Below are 17,036 nucleotides of genomic sequence, written 5' to 3'. Positions count from 1 at the left end.
CGACCTCAGCACGGAAACCACCTGCCACACATGGCATCACCCTGCAAGAATGATCTGCGAAATCATTAGGGGGGACCGACGTGGCTAACGCACCGCACGCTTCTACGAGGCTCTGGCAGTCAATGAAGCACTTTGAGCCGCAGTTCTATGTGAAACGCATTGACTTTAAGGAGGGGTCTCCGTTCGAAGGGCAAAGCGTGGACCTTGCACCGGTAACACTTATTGCTGGAGCTCATGGGGCTGGTAAAACCACCCTCCTCTCCTTGATCGCGGAATGCTTGCAAGCCGGTTCTCGATACTATGACATCCCTCCCTTGATTCGCCCTCAGCGTAAAAGTGAAACATTTCTCGGAGGCCAGCACTCAGTCACGGTTCAGCATGGCGACCAAGAAGTGCAGGTAGATGCAGACTTGAGTCTCACTCGAGAGGCATCGCGAAAGCAATCGCGCATTGGTGGAGAATTCAACCCCATCTTCCAAGATGCTTACGATGTTTCCACGGACATTCAGATTTTTTTCCAAGACGTCAGTCTTAATTTTATGGAAACTGATCTAGCCGGAGACCCGTGGCGCCAGAAGAGGAGGGATCTAGACGCTCTGCGTGAGATTTTGGGAATTTCTTACGACGAGGTCACTTACTATCCGGTCGATGTGAGCGGTGCAGGCTTCCCGTTTCCATATGTCAGGGCAAGGCACGGAGAAAGATGGATCGACTCATTTCAGATGAGTTACGGAGAGTTGACGGTCCACATTCTCCGATGGAACATTCGCCATTGCTCCGAGAACGCCGTTCTACTACTTGATGAGCCTGAGGCCAACATTGCACCAAGAGGCCGGGCAGCGCTCTTGGATGAGATGGCAGCACTGGCGCGCTCCTCCAATACGCAGATTATCATCGCAACCCACTCCGCTGAGTTCATGGGGCGCGTTCCACTACCATGTATCCGAATGTGTGTACGGCTCGGTGATTCGAGAGCAATCCTTAAGCCGTCACGCCCCGCTGATCTTCGGGACGCTCTTGGAGTGGATCACCCGCTGCGCTTCTTTATGATTGTGGAAGACGAGGTAGCCGCAAGCGCCTTGAGCCTAATCTTGTCGGCCAACCAGTTCCCTTTCCTCAGTGAAACAGAGGTGCTGCAGGCTGGTTCCTGGAATGACGTAGTGGTGACGCTGCGATCTCTTTCCTCGTCTAGTCGCGTCCGGGCCGTGGCAGTAATAGATGGAGACCAGAGAGGTGCCCTCAAAACTTCAGATGCTTCGAGGGGTATTCTATTTCTCCCCGGCTCGGAGCCGCCGGAAAAGGTCTTTGTTCAGTACGCAGCATGTCACCCAGAAGAGCTAGCTCGGAGGCTAGGCTGCCCTATTCAGTCAATTAGTGTGTACATCGCGGAAATGCTCGGGGTCGACCATCATAGATGGCTGACACTTCTCGCTAAAAGAACTGGGCACGATTGGCGCTACTGCCTCCGAGTTGCTTTCGAGATTTGGCATTCCGACTCCAAAAACGCGGTGGAAACCAGCTCACTTGTCGAGCGGGTTGTGACAGCTCTGCAGCGCGGCTCCGGGCAGGCTGAGGGGTCGAACCAGTAAGAGCTGAGGTGAGCCAGAAGTCTGCCGGTGGTTCTTCCAGCGGGACGGATTTGTTCCAGGACTCAGGGCGTCCCGCGGCTCCGGCCCGGGTGCCGGGCCGCTCAGTCGAGGTTGGCCGAGGGTCTGGGTGGCTCCCATTGCCCGGTTGACCTGGCTGCTCTCGCCGCCCACCACGTCCGCCTTCACGAAGTAGTGATCGCGACACCTGAGCGCCCTGGGCCGTCCCTGGGCCGTGCGAGGCCGACCAAGGCTGACAGTAGGCACCCACGGGTGACCGCCCCCACCCCGCTCTGGCCTGGGCTGGTGGAGTTGATCTGCGACACTGGAAGGGTTATGCCTGCACCCGGAGAACTCACATTCGTCGCCCCCCGCGGAGCCAAGAAGCCGCCGCGGCACCTCGCCGACCTCACGCCCGCCGAGCGTAAAGAGGCGGTTGCCGCGATCGGTGAGAAGCCGTTTCGCGCCAAGCAGCTCTCGCAGCACTACTTCGCGCGGTTCGCGCACGACCCCGCGGAGTGGACGGACATCCCGGCCGCCGCGCGCGGCAAGCTCCAGGAGGCGCTGCTTCCCGAGCTGATGACGGTCGTGCGGCATCTGTCGACCGACCAGGACACCACCCGCAAGACCCTGTGGCGCCTGTTCGACGGCACGCTCGTCGAGTCCGTGCTGATGCGCTACCCGGACCGGGTGACCATGTGCATCAGCTCGCAGGCGGGCTGCGGGATGAACTGCCCGTTCTGTGCCACCGGACAGGCCGGGCTGGACCGGAACCTGTCCACCGGTGAGATCGTGCACCAGATCGTGGACGGGATGCGGGCCCTCAGGGACGGCGAGATCCCGGGCGGCCCGGCGCGGCTGAGCAACATCGTCTTCATGGGCATGGGCGAGCCGCTCGCCAACTACAAGCGGGTCGTGGGCGCCATTCGCGCGCTCACCGACCCCGAGCCGGACGGGCTCGGGCTCTCGCAGCGTGGGATCACCGTGTCGACGGTCGGGCTGGTGCCCGCCATCCACCGGTTCTCCGACGAGGGCTTCAAGTGCCGCCTCGCCATCTCGCTGCACGCCCCGGACGACGAACTGCGCGACACCCTCGTCCCCGTCAACACGCGGTGGAAGGTGCGCGAGGTGCTGGACGCCGGCTGGGAGTACGCGGCCAAGTCCGGACGTCGGCTGTCCATCGAGTACGCCCTCATCCGGGACATCAACGACCAGGCATGGCGCGGTGACCGGCTCGGGCGGCTGCTCAAGGGCAAGCCCGTGCACGTCAATCTCATCCCGCTGAACCCGACGCCGGGTTCGAAGTGGACCGCCTCGCGGCCCGAGGACGAGAAGGCGTTCGTCGAGGCGATCGCGGCCCATGGGGTGCCGGTGACCGTCCGGGACACCCGGGGCCAGGAGATCGACGGGGCATGCGGTCAGCTGGCCGCGACCGAGCGATAGTCTGATCCGCGGCAGTGCCCTTTCGGGCAGTGCCACCGGCCAGTGCCCGTCACCGTGCCAGTCAGTGCAATTCGATATTCCGACATCTTCATATTCCGACAGGGGAGCGCCACAGCGCTGAGAGTGCGGTAGCCGGAGCACCGGTGGGCCGCAGACCCTCTGAACCTTGCCCAGGTCATTCTGGGTAGGAAGTTCGGGCATCACTCAAGCTGTTGCGCCCTGCCCGGGAACCTTCCGAGGATCCCGGGCAGGGCCGCGTCTCTTCCTGGTCATCCCAGGAGGAATTCAGTGAGCATCAAGAGGACGACCACGGCCGTGGTCATCGGGCTGGGCCTCGTCACGCTGTCCGCGTGCGGGTCCTCCGACAGCGGCGGCGCCGGGGACCCCAAGACCGTCACGCTCGTCAGCCACGACTCGTGGGCCGTGTCGAAGAGCGTGCTGGGGGACTTCGAGAAGCAGTCCGGGTACAAGGTCAAGGTCCTCAAGGACGGCGACGCCGGGCAGGCCGTCAACAAGGCCATCCTCACCAAGGACAACCCGCAGGGCGACGTCTTCTTCGGCGTCGACAACACCCTGCTGTCCCGTGCGCTCGACAACGGGCTGTTCCAGCCGTACGAGGCCAAGGGCTCCGACCAGATCGTCCAGCAGTACCGGATCGACCAGGACAAGCACAGGGTCACGCCCATCGACTCCGGTGACATCTGCGTCAACTACGACAAGGCCTACTTCAGCAAGCACAAGCTGGCCCCGCCCACCTCGTTCGAGGACCTGATCAAGCCCGCGTACAAGAACCTCCTCGTCACCGAGAACGCGGCCACGTCCTCGCCCGGCCTCGGCTTCCTGCTCGGGACCGCCGCGAAGTACGGCGACGACAGCTGGCAGGACTACTGGAAGAAGCTCAAGGCCAACGGCGTGAAGGTGGTCGACGGCTGGGAGCAGGCCTACAACGACGAATTCTCCGGGTCCGCGGGCGGCAAGAAGGCCAAGGCCGACCGGCCGCTGGTCGTCTCCTACGCCTCCTCGCCGCCCGCCGAGGTGATCTACGCCGACCCGAAGCCGAAGACCGCGCCGACCGGGGTCGCGAGCGGCACCTGCTTCCGGCAGATCGAGTACGCGGGGCTGCTGAGCAACGCGAAGAACACCAAGGGCGGCAAGGCACTCCTCGACTTCCTCATCAGCGTCAAGTTCCAGGAGGACATGCCGCTGAACATGTTCGTGTACCCGGTCCGCGAGACCGCCCAGGTGCCCGAGGAATTCGTCAAGTTCGGCCCGCAGGCCGAGCACCCCGAGACCATGGCCCCCGCCAAGATCGCCGACAACCGTGACCAGTGGGTCAAGTCGTGGACCTCGCTCGTACTGAAGTAGCGCCTCGAAGGAGTCGCAAGGAGAGCGCGACGCGGATCGGGCTGATGGCCCTGCCCGTCGCGTTCTTCGCCGTCTTCTTCGCCTACCCCGTCGCCGCGATCGTCGCCCGCGGCCTCAAGATCGACGGGGTCTGGCGGTTCGGGCGGATCGGTGCGGTGCTCGCGCAGTCCGACATCCGGCACGTCCTGTGGTTCACCACCTGGCAGGCGCTCGCCTCCACGGCGCTCACGCTGCTGATCGCGCTCCCCGGCGCGTATGTCTTCGCGCGCTTCGACTTCAGGGGCAAGCAGGTGCTGCGGGCGGTGGTGACGGTCCCGTTCGTCCTGCCGACGGTCGTGGTCGGTACGGCGTTCCTGGCCCTCGTAGGCCGGGGCGGATTCCTTGACCACCTCTGGGGCGTACGGCTGGACACCACCGTCTGGGCGATTCTGCTCGCGCATGTCTTCTTCAACTACGCGGTGGTCGTACGGACGGTCGGCGGGCTCTGGTCGCAGCTGGACCCGCGTCAGGAGGAGGCCGCGCGGATGCTGGGCGCCTCCCGGTTCGCGGCCTGGCGCAGGGTGACGCTGCCGGCGCTGAGCCCGGCCGTGGCCGCCGCCGCGCTGATGGTCTTCCTCTTCACCTTCACCTCGTTCGGTGTGGTGCAGATCCTCGGCGGGCCGACCTTCTCCACTCTCGAGGTCGAGATCTACCGGCAGACCTCGGAGATCTTCGACCTCGCGACCGCGGCGGTACTGACGATCGTCCAGTTCGTGGCCGTCGGCGCGATTCTCGCCGTGCACGCGTGGACCGTACGCCGCCGGGAGACCGCCCTGCGTCTGGTGGCTCCGGAAGTGGCCGCGCGCCGACCGCGTGGGGCCGGCCAGTGGGCGCTGCTGGGCGGGGTCCTGGCGAGCATCCTCGTCCTGCTCGTCCTGCCGCTCGGCGTACTGGTCCAGCGGTCCCTGGACGCACCGGGCGGCTACGGATTCGCGTACTACAAGGCGTTGACCTCGGCCGACAGCGGCATCTTCCTGGTGGCACCGATCGCGGCGATCGGCAACTCGCTGGAGTACGCGCTCGCCGCCACCGCCGTCGCCGTCCTGATCGGCGGTCTGGCGGCCGCCGCGCTCACCAGGCGGACCGGGCACCTCGTACGGGGTTTCGACGCGCTGCTGATGCTGCCGCTCGGTGTGTCCGCAGTGACCGTCGGGTTCGGCTTCCTGATCGCGCTCGACGAACCGCCGCTGGATCTGCGCTCCTCGTGGATCCTGGTGCCGCTCGCGCAGGCGCTGGTGGGTGTCCCCTTCGTCGTACGGACCATGCTGCCGGTGCTGCGGGCGGTGGACGGGCGGCTCCGGGAGGCGGCGGCCGTCCTCGGGGCGTCGCCGTGGCGGGTGTGGCGGGAGGTCGATCTGCCGATGGTGCGGCGGGCGCTGATGATCGCGGCGGGGTTCGCCTTCGCCGTGTCGCTGGGCGAGTTCGGGGCGACGGTCTTCATCGCGCGGCCCGACAACCCGACCCTGCCGGTCGCCGTGGCCCGGCTGCTCGGGCGCGCGGGTGACCTCAACTACGGCCAGGCGATGGCCCTTTCGACGATCTTGATGGTGGTGTGCGCGGTGGCCCTGCTGCTGTTGGAGCGCATCCGCACCGACCGGACGGGGGAGTTCTGATGGCGCGGCTCGCGAAGCAGGCGACAGAGGCGACAGGGGCGACGGAGGTGGCGCAGGAGACGCATGAGCGGCAGGAGGCGCGAGAGCCGATGCCGACGCCGGCGCGTCCCCGGACACGTAACGCCCTGCTGAGGGTCGAGTCCGCGACCGTACGCTTCGGCGGTCGGCCGGTGCTCGACGCCGTCGGCCTCGATGTCGCCGAGCACGAGATCGTGTGTGTGCTCGGACCGAGCGGCAGCGGCAAGTCCACGCTGCTGCGCGCGGTGGCCGGATTGCAGTCGCTCGACGCGGGCCACGTGCTCCTGGCGGGACGCGACCAGGCAGGGGTGCCCGCGCACAAGCGGGGCGTCGGACTCATGTTCCAGGACCATCAGCTCTTCCCGCAGCGGGACGTGGGCGGCAATGTCGCCTTCGGGCTGCGTATGCACGGCGCGTCGAAGGACGAACAGGCCGTACGGGTCGAGGAGTTGCTGGAACTCGTGGGGCTGCCTGGGGCTCGTGCGCGCGCCGTCGCCGCCCTCTCCGGCGGTGAGCAGCAGCGGGTCGCGTTGGCCCGTGCGCTCGCCCCGCGCCCCCGGCTGCTGATGCTCGACGAGCCGCTCGGCCAGCTGGACCGCTCGCTGCGCGAACGGCTCGTCGTCGAACTCCGGCAGCTCTTCGGAGAGTTGGGCACGACCGTGCTCGCGGTCACCCATGACCAGGGCGAGGCCTTCGCGCTCGCCGACCGGGTCGTGGTGATGCGTGAGGGGCGGATCGCCCAGTCCGGCACGCCACTTGAGGTCTGGCAGCACCCGGCGGACGAGTTCGTGGCACGGTTCCTCGGCTTCGACAACGTGGTGGCGGCGACGGTGCGTGACCGGATCGCGGACACGCCGTGGGGGAGGCTCCCGGTGCCGGAGGGCACTCCGCAGGGACCCGGCACGCTCCTCGTGCGGCCCGCCGGTGTACGGCTGGTCGCCCCCGCGGACGGGCTGCGCTGCACCGTGGCCGCACGCACCTTCCGGGGCACCCACGTCGCCGTACAGCTGTTGCCGGAGGGCGCGCCGCGTATCGAGGCGGCGTGCGCGCTGCGGGAGGCGCCCGCGCCCGGTGACGAGGTCGGTGTGGTGTTCGAGGCAGCCGAAATCGTCGTGCTCGGGGAGCCTTCGGCTCCATAAGGTACAGATCATGACGCCACTCGCACATGACCGCTACTGCGACGCGCGGTTGGAGGTGCTGGGGGAGCGGGAGCCGCTGGACTTCTGGCTGGAGCGGGCGACCTTCGGGTAGCAGGCGCACCACCCGGACAGGCGTGTGGCCCGCTCCCTTCGAGAGGGGCGGGCCACACGTTTCACTCAGACGTACGGTGTGCGGTTCAGCTCGACTTCGAGGCGCCGCGGCGACGCATGCCGAAGAACACCGCTCCGCCGCCGACCACCACGAGGGCACCGGCGATACCGGCGATCATCGGCGTGTTGGAGTTCGCACCGGTCTCGGCGAGGTTGGAGCTACCGGCCGCGGGCGACGGGGCGTTGTCGCCCGGCGTCGCGGGAGCGGCGCTGCTCTCCGACTCCGACGGGTTCGCGGAAGGCGTCTCCGAGGAGGCGGGCGAGGACGGGGTCTCCGAAGGCTTCGGGGTCTCCGAGGCCGACGGCGACGGCGACTCGGTGGTCGCGCAGGCCGTGGACGGAGCGGTCACGTTCTCCTTGATGTCCGCGTCGACCTGGTTTCCGGCCTTGACGTGGACGCGGTACGTGGCGCCCGGCTTCCAGTCCTCGGCGAAGGTGATGGTGACACCTGCGCGCGAGCCCTGGACTTCCTGCTCGCCGACCTTCTTCGCGTCGGCGCCGTTGGACTCCAGGAACACGGACACGGTCGCCTTGGTGCCTGAGGCATCCACGTCCGTGACGGAGATGATGCCCTTGGCGCCGTCGCACTTGGCTTCGGCGGAGAACTCACTGATGTTGCAAGCAAGGGCGTTGCCGGCGGCACCGAGCGCGAGCGCGGCGGTGGCGGAGGCGACACCGAGGATTCGCACGGAACGTGCGGTACGGCGAGATATGGACACGATTGCCCTTCACAGAATGCGCAACTGCGGGGGGTTTAAGGGGGGTTCTGCTGTGTCAACAGGGCCCCCTCGGGCCTCACAGGTCTATAAGCGCCACCTAAGTGCTGTCAATGCATATGCCCTGCCGTGCCGTCGGTTTTGCCTTGTCATTAACCACCGAGGCGTTTGAGCGCCTCCGGTGCCTCCTCGATCCGGTCCACCAACGCGATCCGGGACTCCATGGACCGCTCGCGGGCAAGTGACTGGAGAAGAGGCCAAGTGGGATGTTTTACGGTCCAATGCGCACGGTTCACCAGAACCATGGGGGTGGGCTCGCCGCGCGACTCGTAGTAGTTCGGGGTCGCGTTGTCGAAGATCTCCTGTACGGTCCCGGCGGCGCCCGGCAGGAAGACGACGCCCGCGTTCGAGCGGGCCAACAGCCCGTCCTCCCGGGTCGCGTTGGCGAAGTACTTGGCGATGTGGGCGGCGAAGGCGTTCGGCGGCTCGTGGCCGTAGAACCAGGTCGGGATGCCGACGGAGGGGCCGCCGTCCGGCCAGCGCTCGCGCACGGCGAAGGCGGCACCCGCCCAGTCGCTGATGGAGGGGGTGAACGACGGCGCCTCGGCGAGAAGCTGGAGCGCCTTGGTGAGCATCTCGTCGTCGAACGGGGCGGCGTACGCGCCGAGGTTCGCGGCCTCCATCGCGCCGGGGCCACCGCCGGTGGCGACCATGAGTCCGGCGCGCGCCAGTTCGCGCCCCAGGCGTGCGGCGCCCTCGTACGCCTCCGTGCCGCGTGCCATCGCGTGACCGCCCATCACGCCCACCACTCGGGTCCCGACGAGGAGTTCGTCGAGCGCGTCCGACACCGAGTCGTCGTGGATCGCGCGCAGCATCGACGTGAAGACGTCGCCGTCGGCCTTGGTCCGCTGGAACCAGGTGTACGCGAGGGCGTCCGGGGTCGCCTCGTAGCCGGCGTCGAGCGACGCGAAGAGCTCGTCCGGGGAGTAGAGCAGCCCGCGGTAGGGGTCGAAGGGCAGCCCGGGTATGGGCGGGAAGACGAGCGCGCCCGTGCCTCGTACGCGTGCCGCCGCCTCGGGGGCCATCGGACAGCCGAGGAAGACGGCGCCCGCGGTGTCCACCGTGAGCAGGGCGTCCGTACGGTCCGTCAGATCCACGGCCTGGACGCGGAACCGGGTGAGCGAGCCGTGCTCCGAGACGACCTTGTCGAACTCGGCGAGGGACTCGATCTCGCGGTCATGGGCGGCATGAAGGGGGGTTGGCTGCACGCGGCCATGCTAGGGCCTCCCTTGAGGGGGACATGCGCGTCGGTGTCCCCCCGGGGGGGCTCAGCCCTGGACCGCCGCCGGGTCCATCCACATGACCTCCCAGGTGTGGCCGTCCGGGTCGTCGAAGGCGCGGCCGTACATGAAGCCTTGGTCCTGGGCCTCCCGGGTCCCCGAGCCGCCCGCGGCGAGGGCCTTGTCACAGAGCTCGTCGACCTTCTCGCGGCTCTCGGCGCTCAGACACAGCAGCACCTCGCTGGTCTTCGTCGGGTCCGCGATGTCCTTCTTCGTGAAGTCCGCGTAGCGCTGCTTGCTCAGCAGCATCGCGATGATCGTGTCGCTGATGACGACACAGGCGCAGTCGTCCGTCGTGAACTGCGGGTTGATCGTGTAGCCGAGCTCGGTGAAGAACTTCTTCGAGGTGTCGACGTCGTTCACGGCGAGGTTCACGAAGATCATCTGCTGGTACATGAGGGGTCTCTCCCGGTGCGGGTGAAGTGATGCGGTGCCGTTCGCAGAGGTAGACCGCTCCTGCGCGCGGAACTCATCGCTCGCCGGGAAAAAGCGGGAAGGAAGCGCGTACGTGTGCTCAGCGCGTCAGCGGCAGCGCCGCGAGTTCAGCGACCACCCAGGTCAGCGGGCCGAACACGGCGAGCAGCGCGCCCGCGCGGAGCAGCGCGGCGCCCCGCAGCACCGTGGTCGGTGCCCCCAGGCGCAGCAGCGCGGCCGTGGTGTCGGCGCGCGCGTGCTTGGCCTCGACCGCCGCGGTCAACAGGGTCGCGACGGTGCACCCGGCCACGAGCAGCGCCCCGAGCGTGCTGAGCGGACCGAACGAGGGGCGCGCCCCTGAGTACACGGTCGCCATGGCGTACGCGCCGGACGCGACCGCGCACACCACGCCGAGCGGGCGCCCGATGCGCCGGGCCTCCTCCTGGAGGACGCGCCCGGCCAGCAGCCGCAGCGCGCCGGGGCGTACGGCCTGGAGCAGCCGCCCGCACAGGTGCGTGATCGCGGGCGCGGCCAGCATCAGCCCGAGCGCGGTCAGGGACCAGCCGCCGAACACCCGGGCGGGGCCGCCCGTGAAGCGGCCGGGCAGCGCCAGGCCGGGTCCCGAACGGCTCGCGTACGCCTCCACGGCAAGGCCCGCCGCGAGGACGGCGATGCCCCAGGGCAGTCCCCCGGGGGTGGGCAGCGGAGGGGCGGGCTGCTGCGGATCCAGCGGGCGCCCCGGCTGGTCGGCGTACGGGCCGGACTTGGCGCGCGTAGGGGACGGCTCACGGGAGGAGTCGCCGTCGGCGCCCGGCCGTCGGGGACGGGCCGTCCTGGGGCGGGTCGGCCGGGGACTCCGCGGTCGCAGCGCCACCGCGCTCGCCAGGGAGGCGGCCAGCGGGACCGGGAGCAGCAGGGTCAGGGCCGCGGGCAGGGGCAGCGGCTGGTCGGAGGCGAGGAAGGCCGCCCCGTCGCCGTCGAAGGACATGCCGGGGAGGTCGCCGCGCAGGTGCAGGAAGACGAGCAGCGCGAGGATCGAGCCGAGCGTGGTCGACAGGGCGGTGGTGACCGCCGAGATCGCCATCAGCCGGCCGGGGCCGAGTCCGATCGCCGAGAGCCCGGGGCGCGGCCGGGTCCCCGGGTCCGTACGGGCGACCGCGACCGCGAAGTGCACGGTGGCGGCGGCGGGCGCGAGGCACCACAGGAGCCGGAGCAGCGCGCCGGCCGAGGGGTCCGGGTGCGCCAGCGCGTACCCCAGCGTGCACAGCAGCAGGAAGCCGGTGCCCGCCGAGGCGGCGACGACAAGGAGTCTGCGCAGCTGGACGACGGAGTGAGCCCCGCGGGCTAGACGGAGAGCGAGCACGCGGCCCGGCCTTCCGCCTCGACGACCGGGGGCAGATGGAGGGTGTTCACGCGCCGTCCGTCGAGCAGCGACACCGTGCGGTCGGCGAGGGCCGCGGTGTCCGCGTAGTGCGTGGCGAGGACGACCGTGATGCCGTGAGAGCGGGCAGCCGAGGTGAGGGTGCGCAGGACGTGGTCGCCGTCAGCGCGGTGCAGCGGGGCGGACGGTTCGTCGGCGAAGAGCACCTTGGGGGAGAGGGCGAGCGCCCGGGCGATGGCGACGCGCTGCCGCTCGGTCTGGAGCAGGGCGTGCGGGCGTTTGCGGGCGCAGTCGCGGATGTCGAGGCGTTCCAGCCATTCGAGGGCGGCGGTCTTGGCGGCCCGACGGCCGCAGCCGCGCAGCATCAGGGGCAGCGCCGCGTTCTCCCAGGCGTTCAGTTCCGGTACGAGGACGGGCGTGGGGTCGATCCAGCCGAAGCGGTCGCGGCGCAGCCGTTCGCGGGTGACGGGGTCCATGGTGTGCACCGGCGTGCTGTTGAACCAGACCTCGCCCTGCTGGGGCAGCACCTGCCCGGACAGACACTGGAGCAGGGTCGTCTTGCCGCTGCCGCGCGGGCCGCCGACGGCGAGGATCTCGCCGTCGCGGATGCCGAGCGAGACGCCGCTGAGCGCGGGCGAGCCGTTGTGCTTGACGTGCAGGGCGCGTGCCCAGAGCACGTCGTTGTCCGGCGGGGCCACCATCGCGTACACCTCGTTCAGATCAGATTTGCGCTGCCAATCCCCCGGACGGGGGAACGAAGGCAGGGCCGATCGGTCACTGGGCACGCTAGGGAGTCGGGGCCGTCAGGGCGGACAGCACGCGGCCCCGGGGCGCCCTTTCTCACTCGAACGGGCGGCACCGGGGCCGTTGTTGATCATCCGGGAGGAAGATCAGAGCTTCGTCCACGCCTCCGTCAGCACCTGACGGACGATGCCCTCGATCTCGTCGAAGGTCGACTGGTCGGAGATCAGCGGCGGCGACAGCTGGATGACCGGGTCACCGCGGTCGTCGGCGCGGCAGTAGAGGCCGTACTCGAAGAGCTTCTTGGAGACGAAGCCATAGAGCACGCGCTCCGACTCCTCGTCCGTGAAGGTCTCCTTGGTGGCCTTGTCCTTGACCAGCTCGATGCCGTAGAAGAAGCCGTTGCCGCGGACGTCGCCGACGATCGGCAGGTCGTGCAGCTTCTGCAGGGTCTGCAGGAAGTTGGCCTCGTTGTCGAGCACGTGCTGGTTGAGGCCCTCGCGCTCGAACAGGTCGAGGTTGGCGATACCCACCGCGGCGGAGACCGGGTGGCCACCGAAGGTGTAGCCGTGCAGGAAGGTGTTGTCGCCCTTGTAGAACGGCTCGGCGATGCGGTCGGAGACGATGCACGCGCCGATCGGGGAGTAGCCCGAGGTCATGCCCTTGGCGCAGGTGATCATGTCCGGTACGTAGCCGAACTTGTCGCAGGCGAACATCGTGCCGAGGCGGCCGAAGGCGCAGATGACCTCGTCCGACACCAGCAGTACGTCGTACTGGTCACAGATCTCGCGCACGCGCTGGAAGTAGCCGGGCGGCGGGGGGAAGCAGCCGCCGGCGTTCTGCACCGGCTCCAGGAAGACGGCCGCGACCGTCTCCGGGCCCTCGAAGAGGATCTGCTGCTCGATCTGGTCGGCGGCCCAGCGGCCGAAGGCCTCCGGGTCGTCGCCGAAGAGCGGGGCGCGGTAGATGTTGGTGTTCGGGACCTTGTGGGCGCCCGGGACCAGCGGCTCGAAGGGGGCCTTGAGGGCCGGCAGGCCGGTGATGGACAGGGCGCCCTGCGGGGTGCCGTGGTAGGCGACGGCGCGCGAGATGACCTTGTACTTGGTCGGCTTGCCCTGCAGCTTGAAGTACTGCTTGGCGAGCTTCCACGCGGTCTCGACGGCCTCGCCGCCGCCCGTGGTGAAGAAGACCTTGTTCAGGTCGCCCGGAGCATAGTTCGCGAGGCGCTCGGCGAGCTCGACGGCCTTGGGGTGGGCGTAGGACCACACCGGGAAGAAGGCCAGCTCCTGCGCCTGCTTGAACGCCGTCTCCGCGAGTTCGGTGCGGCCGTGGCCCGCCTGGACCACGAACAGGCCCGCGAGACCGTCGAGGTAGCGCTTGCCCTTGTCGTCGTAGATGTAGGTGCCCTCACCACGGACGATGGTGGGAACGGGCGCGTTCTCGTACGAGGACATGCGGGTGAAGTGCATCCACAGGTGGTCGTACGCGGTCTTGCTGAGGTCCTTGGTGCTCACGGCTATCGGGTTCCCCACATGTAGGTCTGCTTCTTGAGCTTCAGATAGACGAAGCTCTCGGTGGAGCGCACCCCGGGCAGGGCCCGGATGCGTTTGTTGATGACGTCCAGCAGGTGGTCGTCGTCCTCGCAGACGATCTCGGCGAGGATGTCGAACGAGCCCGCGGTCATCACCACGTACTCGACTTCCGACATGGCGGTCAGCGCGTCGGCCACCGGGTCGAGGTCGCCCTCGACATTGACGCCGACCATCGCCTGCCTGCGGAAGCCCACGGTGAGCGGGTCCGTGACGGCGACGATCTGCATCACGCCCTGGTCGAGCAGCTTCTGGACGCGCTGGCGCACGGCCGCCTCGGACAGGCCCACGGCCTTGCCGATCGCGGCGTACGGGCGGCGTCCGTCCTGCTGGAGCTGCTCGATGATGGCGAGGGAGACGGAGTCCAGCTGGGGACTGCCGTTCCTGGACTCGCGGGTGGAGTCCCTGGGGTCTGCGCTTCGACTGGCCACGAGCTCACTGTGCATGACGTCTCGACGGTTCCGCAAGGCTGTAGCGATGAAATTCGTTGTTTACGAGGCTGTAGCTTGCGGATTTCGCAGTCAAGGGGTGACTAGGGGTGTTGAAAACGTGGGGCCACGGATTAGGGTGGGTGTCTCAGCGATTGGACACCTGAACTTGGAGGGCCGGCAGTGAGCACCGAGCTGCGTCGTCTGCGCAATTACATCGACGGTGAGTTCCGGGATGCCGCCGACGGGCGGACCACCGAGGTCGTCAACCCCGCGACCGGCGAGGCGTACGCGAGCGCGCCGCTGTCCGGTCAGGCCGACGTGGACGCCGCCATGGCGGCCGCCGCCGCGGCCTTCCCGGCCTGGCGCGACCAGACGCCCGCCGAGCGCCAGAAGGCCCTCCTGAAGATCGCGGACGCGTTCGAGGAGCGGGCCGAGGAACTGATCGCGGCCGAGGTCGAGAACACCGGCAAGCCGATCGGGCTGACCCGGTCCGAGGAAATCCCGCCCATGGTCGACCAGATCCGCTTCTTCGCGGGTGCGGCGCGGATGCTCGAGGGCCGCTCGGCCGGCGAGTACATGGAGGGGATGACCTCCATCATCCGCCGCGAGCCGATCGGCGTCTGCGCGCAGGTCGCGCCGTGGAACTACCCGATGATGATGGCGGTGTGGAAGTTCGCCCCGGCGCTCGCGGCGGGCAACACGGTGGTCCTCAAGCCCTCGGACACCACCCCCGCCTCCACCGTCCTGATCGCCGACATCATCGGTGGCATCCTGCCCAAGGGTGTCTTCAACGTCATCTGCGGCGACCGCGAGACCGGCCGCGCGATGGTCGAGCACCCGACCCCGGCGATGGCCTCCATCACGGGCTCCGTACGCGCGGGCATGTCCGTCGCCGAGTCGGCGTCCAAGGACCTCAAGCGGGTCCACCTGGAGCTGGGCGGCAAGGCCCCGGTCGTGGTCTTCGAGGACACCGACATCGCCAAGGCCGTCGAGGACATCTCGGTCGCGGGCTTCTTCAACGCGGGCCAGGACTGTACGGCCGCCACCCGCGTCCTCGTCCAGGAGTCCATCCACGACGAGTTCGTCGCCGCGCTCGCCAAGGCCGCCGCCGAGACGAAGACCGGCCAGCCGGACGACGAGGACGTGCTCTACGGCCCGCTGAACAACCCGAACCAGCTCAAGCAGGTCGCCGGGTTCATCGAGCGGCTGCCCGCGCACGCCAAGGTCGAGGCGGGCGGCCAACAGGTCGGCGACAAGGGCTACTTCTACGCCGCGACCGTCGTCTCCGGCCTCAAGCAGGACGACGAGATCATCCAGAACGAGGTCTTCGGGCCGGTCATCACCGTCCAGTCCTTCACGGACGAGGCCCAGGCCATCGAGTGGGCCAACGGCGTCGACTACGCCCTCGCCTCCTCGGTCTGGACGAAGGACCACAGCCGCGCGATGCGCCTGTCCAAGTCCCTCGACTTCGGCTGCGTGTGGATCAACACCCACATCCCGCTGGTCGCCGAGATGCCGCACGGCGGCTTCAAGAAGTCCGGCTACGGCAAGGACCTGTCGGCGTACGGCTTCGACGACTACACGCGGATCAAGCACGTGATGACCTCGCTGGACGCGTAGTCCGTACAGAAACCGTGAACACTTAAGCGCTTAAGTGTTCACGGTTTTCCGAGGAGGGTGTCCCCGGCGGCGGATTCGCCGTCGGCGTCCGGGCGTAACCGCCCGGTAACGAGCCGGTCGACAGGGTGTCGGGTCGGCGTGCGAGTGCTCGACGCAGCGTCCATTGTTCGCGCCGAGTCGCAGAAGGCATGCTGCCGGAGTGCCAGAGATTCGGAAGACCTCGCCGATGTCCCGCCGGTTCCTGCTGAGCACCCTGGGCGGGGGTGCGGCGCTCGGGGCCCTCGCGGGCTGCGGTGTACCCGCCGCGTATGTGTCACCAGGTGACCGCGCCGGAGCCGACCTCTCGGCCCGCGACAAGCGGCTGACCTGGGCGAACTGGCCGCTCTACATAGACACCGACGACACGGACCACACAAAGCGGCCCACGCTGGACGCCTTCCGCAAGCGCACCGGGATCTCCGTCGACTACATCGAGGAGATCAACGACAACGACGAGTTCTTCGGCAAGATCAGCCCGTCCCTGATGAACCACCAGCAGACCGGCCGCGACCTGATCGTCATCAGTGACTGGATGTGCGCGCGCTTCGTCCGGCTCGGCTGGGTGCAGGAGATGGACCGGGCCAGGCAGCCGAACGTCGCCAAGTACCTCGACCCGCTGCTGAGCAGGCCCGCGTTCGACCCGGGCCGCAAGTCCACCGTGCCGTGGCAGTCCGGCATCACCGGCATCGCGTACAACCGCCGCAAGGCCGGCCGCGAGATCAAGCACGTCTCGGACCTGTGGGCCCCCGACCTCAAGGGCAGGGTCACCCTGCTCTCCGGTCTCGACGAGGCGTTCGCACTTCTCATGCAGGGCAACGGCGTCGACATCACCCGGTGGAAGGCCGACGACTTCCACACGATCTGCGACCAGGTCGAGAAGTACGTGCACAGCGGCCAGATCCGCCGCTTCACGGGCAACGACTACACCAAGGACCTGGTCAGCGGTGACGTACTGGCCTGCCAGGCGTACTCGGGCGATGTGATCCAACTCCAGGCGGACAACCCGGACATCCGCTTCGTCGTACCCGAGGAGGGCGCCGAGCTGTGGTCCGACTCCCTGATGATCCCCGACCTGGCCCGCCACAAGGCCAACGCCGAGAAGCTCGTCGACTACTACTACGAGCCCGAGGTCGCCGCCGAGTTGGCGTCCTGGGTCAACTACGTCTGCCCGGTCCCGGCCGCCCAGCACGTCCTCGCCTCCTCCAAGGACGAGGACACCGCCGCGCTCGCCGAGAACCCGCTGATCTTCCCCGACGCCACCATGCGGAAGCGGCTGGCGATCGCGCGCGACATCACGTCCACGGAACGCACGGAGTTCGCCAAGCGCTGGAACGCGATCGCGGGACTCTGACCGCGGTTTCAGGTCTGGGCGGTACGGCGTTCCCCCCGGC

General features: G+C 68.2%; 14 protein-coding genes. 7 read left to right on the top strand and 7 right to left on the bottom strand.

Annotated features, from left to right (window positions below; all coding sequences use genetic code 11):
- Nucleotides 1–80 precede the first annotated feature (80 nt).
- From OG568_RS16960 to OG568_RS16940, 5 genes are all read left to right on the top strand, one after another.
- Entirely contained in the window at nt 81–1,589 is a 1,509-nt protein-coding gene (locus OG568_RS16960; protein ID WP_329532201.1) for an AAA family ATPase, read from the top strand.
- 333 nt (nt 1,590–1,922) lie between these two features.
- Nucleotides 1,923–3,029 (top strand): 23S rRNA (adenine(2503)-C(2))-methyltransferase RlmN, encoded by a 1,107-nt coding sequence (rlmN, locus tag OG568_RS16955; protein ID WP_266586194.1) that lies wholly within the window; start codon nt 1,923–1,925, stop codon nt 3,027–3,029.
- Nucleotides 3,030–3,317: 288 nt separating this feature from the next.
- Complete coding sequence (locus OG568_RS16950) at nt 3,318–4,394, top strand: thiamine ABC transporter substrate-binding protein (RefSeq protein WP_329532200.1); 1,077 nt, start codon at nt 3,318–3,320, stop codon at nt 4,392–4,394.
- The gene (locus OG568_RS16945; RefSeq protein ID WP_329532199.1) at nt 4,370–6,046 is read left to right on the top strand and encodes an ABC transporter permease; all 1,677 of its coding nucleotides are present in this window, start codon (nt 4,370–4,372) and stop codon (nt 6,044–6,046) included. Before OG568_RS16950 ends, OG568_RS16945 begins: the two co-directional genes overlap by 25 nt.
- A gap of 89 nt (nt 6,047–6,135) precedes the next feature.
- Entirely contained in the window at nt 6,136–7,203 is a 1,068-nt protein-coding gene (locus OG568_RS16940; protein WP_329536374.1) for an ABC transporter ATP-binding protein, read from the top strand.
- Between the two features lie 197 nt (nt 7,204–7,400).
- Here the strand turns inward: OG568_RS16940 and OG568_RS16935 are convergent, their stop codons facing one another.
- From OG568_RS16935 to OG568_RS16905, 7 genes are all read right to left on the bottom strand, one after another.
- Nucleotides 7,401–8,093, bottom strand: a complete 693-nt coding sequence (locus tag OG568_RS16935) for an LAETG motif-containing sortase-dependent surface protein (RefSeq protein ID WP_329532198.1) — start codon at nt 8,091–8,093, stop codon at nt 7,401–7,403.
- A 149-nt stretch (nt 8,094–8,242) separates the two neighbouring features.
- Complete coding sequence (locus OG568_RS16930; protein ID WP_329532197.1) at nt 8,243–9,358, bottom strand: LOG family protein; 1,116 nt, start codon at nt 9,356–9,358, stop codon at nt 8,243–8,245.
- A 60-nt stretch (nt 9,359–9,418) separates the two neighbouring features.
- Nucleotides 9,419–9,826 (bottom strand): VOC family protein, encoded by a 408-nt coding sequence (locus tag OG568_RS16925; protein WP_266586199.1) that lies wholly within the window; start codon nt 9,824–9,826, stop codon nt 9,419–9,421.
- Nucleotides 9,827–9,944: 118 nt separating this feature from the next.
- Nucleotides 9,945–11,207, bottom strand: coding sequence for a hypothetical protein (locus OG568_RS16920; protein WP_329532196.1), 1,263 nt, complete (start codon nt 11,205–11,207; stop codon nt 9,945–9,947).
- The gene (locus OG568_RS16915; protein ID WP_329532195.1) at nt 11,189–11,926 is read right to left on the bottom strand and encodes an ABC transporter ATP-binding protein; all 738 of its coding nucleotides are present in this window, start codon (nt 11,924–11,926) and stop codon (nt 11,189–11,191) included. The genes OG568_RS16920 and OG568_RS16915 overlap by 19 nt, the downstream gene beginning before the upstream one ends.
- Nucleotides 11,927–12,115: 189 nt before the next feature.
- Complete coding sequence (locus OG568_RS16910; RefSeq protein WP_329532194.1) at nt 12,116–13,498, bottom strand: aspartate aminotransferase family protein; 1,383 nt, start codon at nt 13,496–13,498, stop codon at nt 12,116–12,118.
- Entirely contained in the window at nt 13,483–14,001 is a 519-nt protein-coding gene (locus OG568_RS16905; RefSeq protein ID WP_054235338.1) for an Lrp/AsnC family transcriptional regulator, read from the bottom strand. The genes OG568_RS16910 and OG568_RS16905 overlap by 16 nt, the downstream gene beginning before the upstream one ends.
- A gap of 165 nt (nt 14,002–14,166) precedes the next feature.
- On the opposite strand from OG568_RS16905, the gene OG568_RS16900 reads away from it, so the two are divergent.
- The gene (locus tag OG568_RS16900) at nt 14,167–15,606 is read left to right on the top strand and encodes a gamma-aminobutyraldehyde dehydrogenase (protein WP_266430827.1); all 1,440 of its coding nucleotides are present in this window, start codon (nt 14,167–14,169) and stop codon (nt 15,604–15,606) included.
- Between the two features lie 226 nt (nt 15,607–15,832).
- Entirely contained in the window at nt 15,833–16,996 is a 1,164-nt protein-coding gene (locus OG568_RS16895; protein ID WP_329536373.1) for a polyamine ABC transporter substrate-binding protein, read from the top strand.
- The last annotated feature ends 40 nt before the right edge of the window (nt 16,997–17,036 follow it).

It is taken from the genome of Streptomyces sp. NBC_01450 (genome assembly GCF_036227505.1).
GTDB lineage: Bacteria > Actinomycetota > Actinomycetes > Streptomycetales > Streptomycetaceae > Streptomyces.
This window is presented reverse-complemented; position numbering and strand designations above follow the sequence as displayed.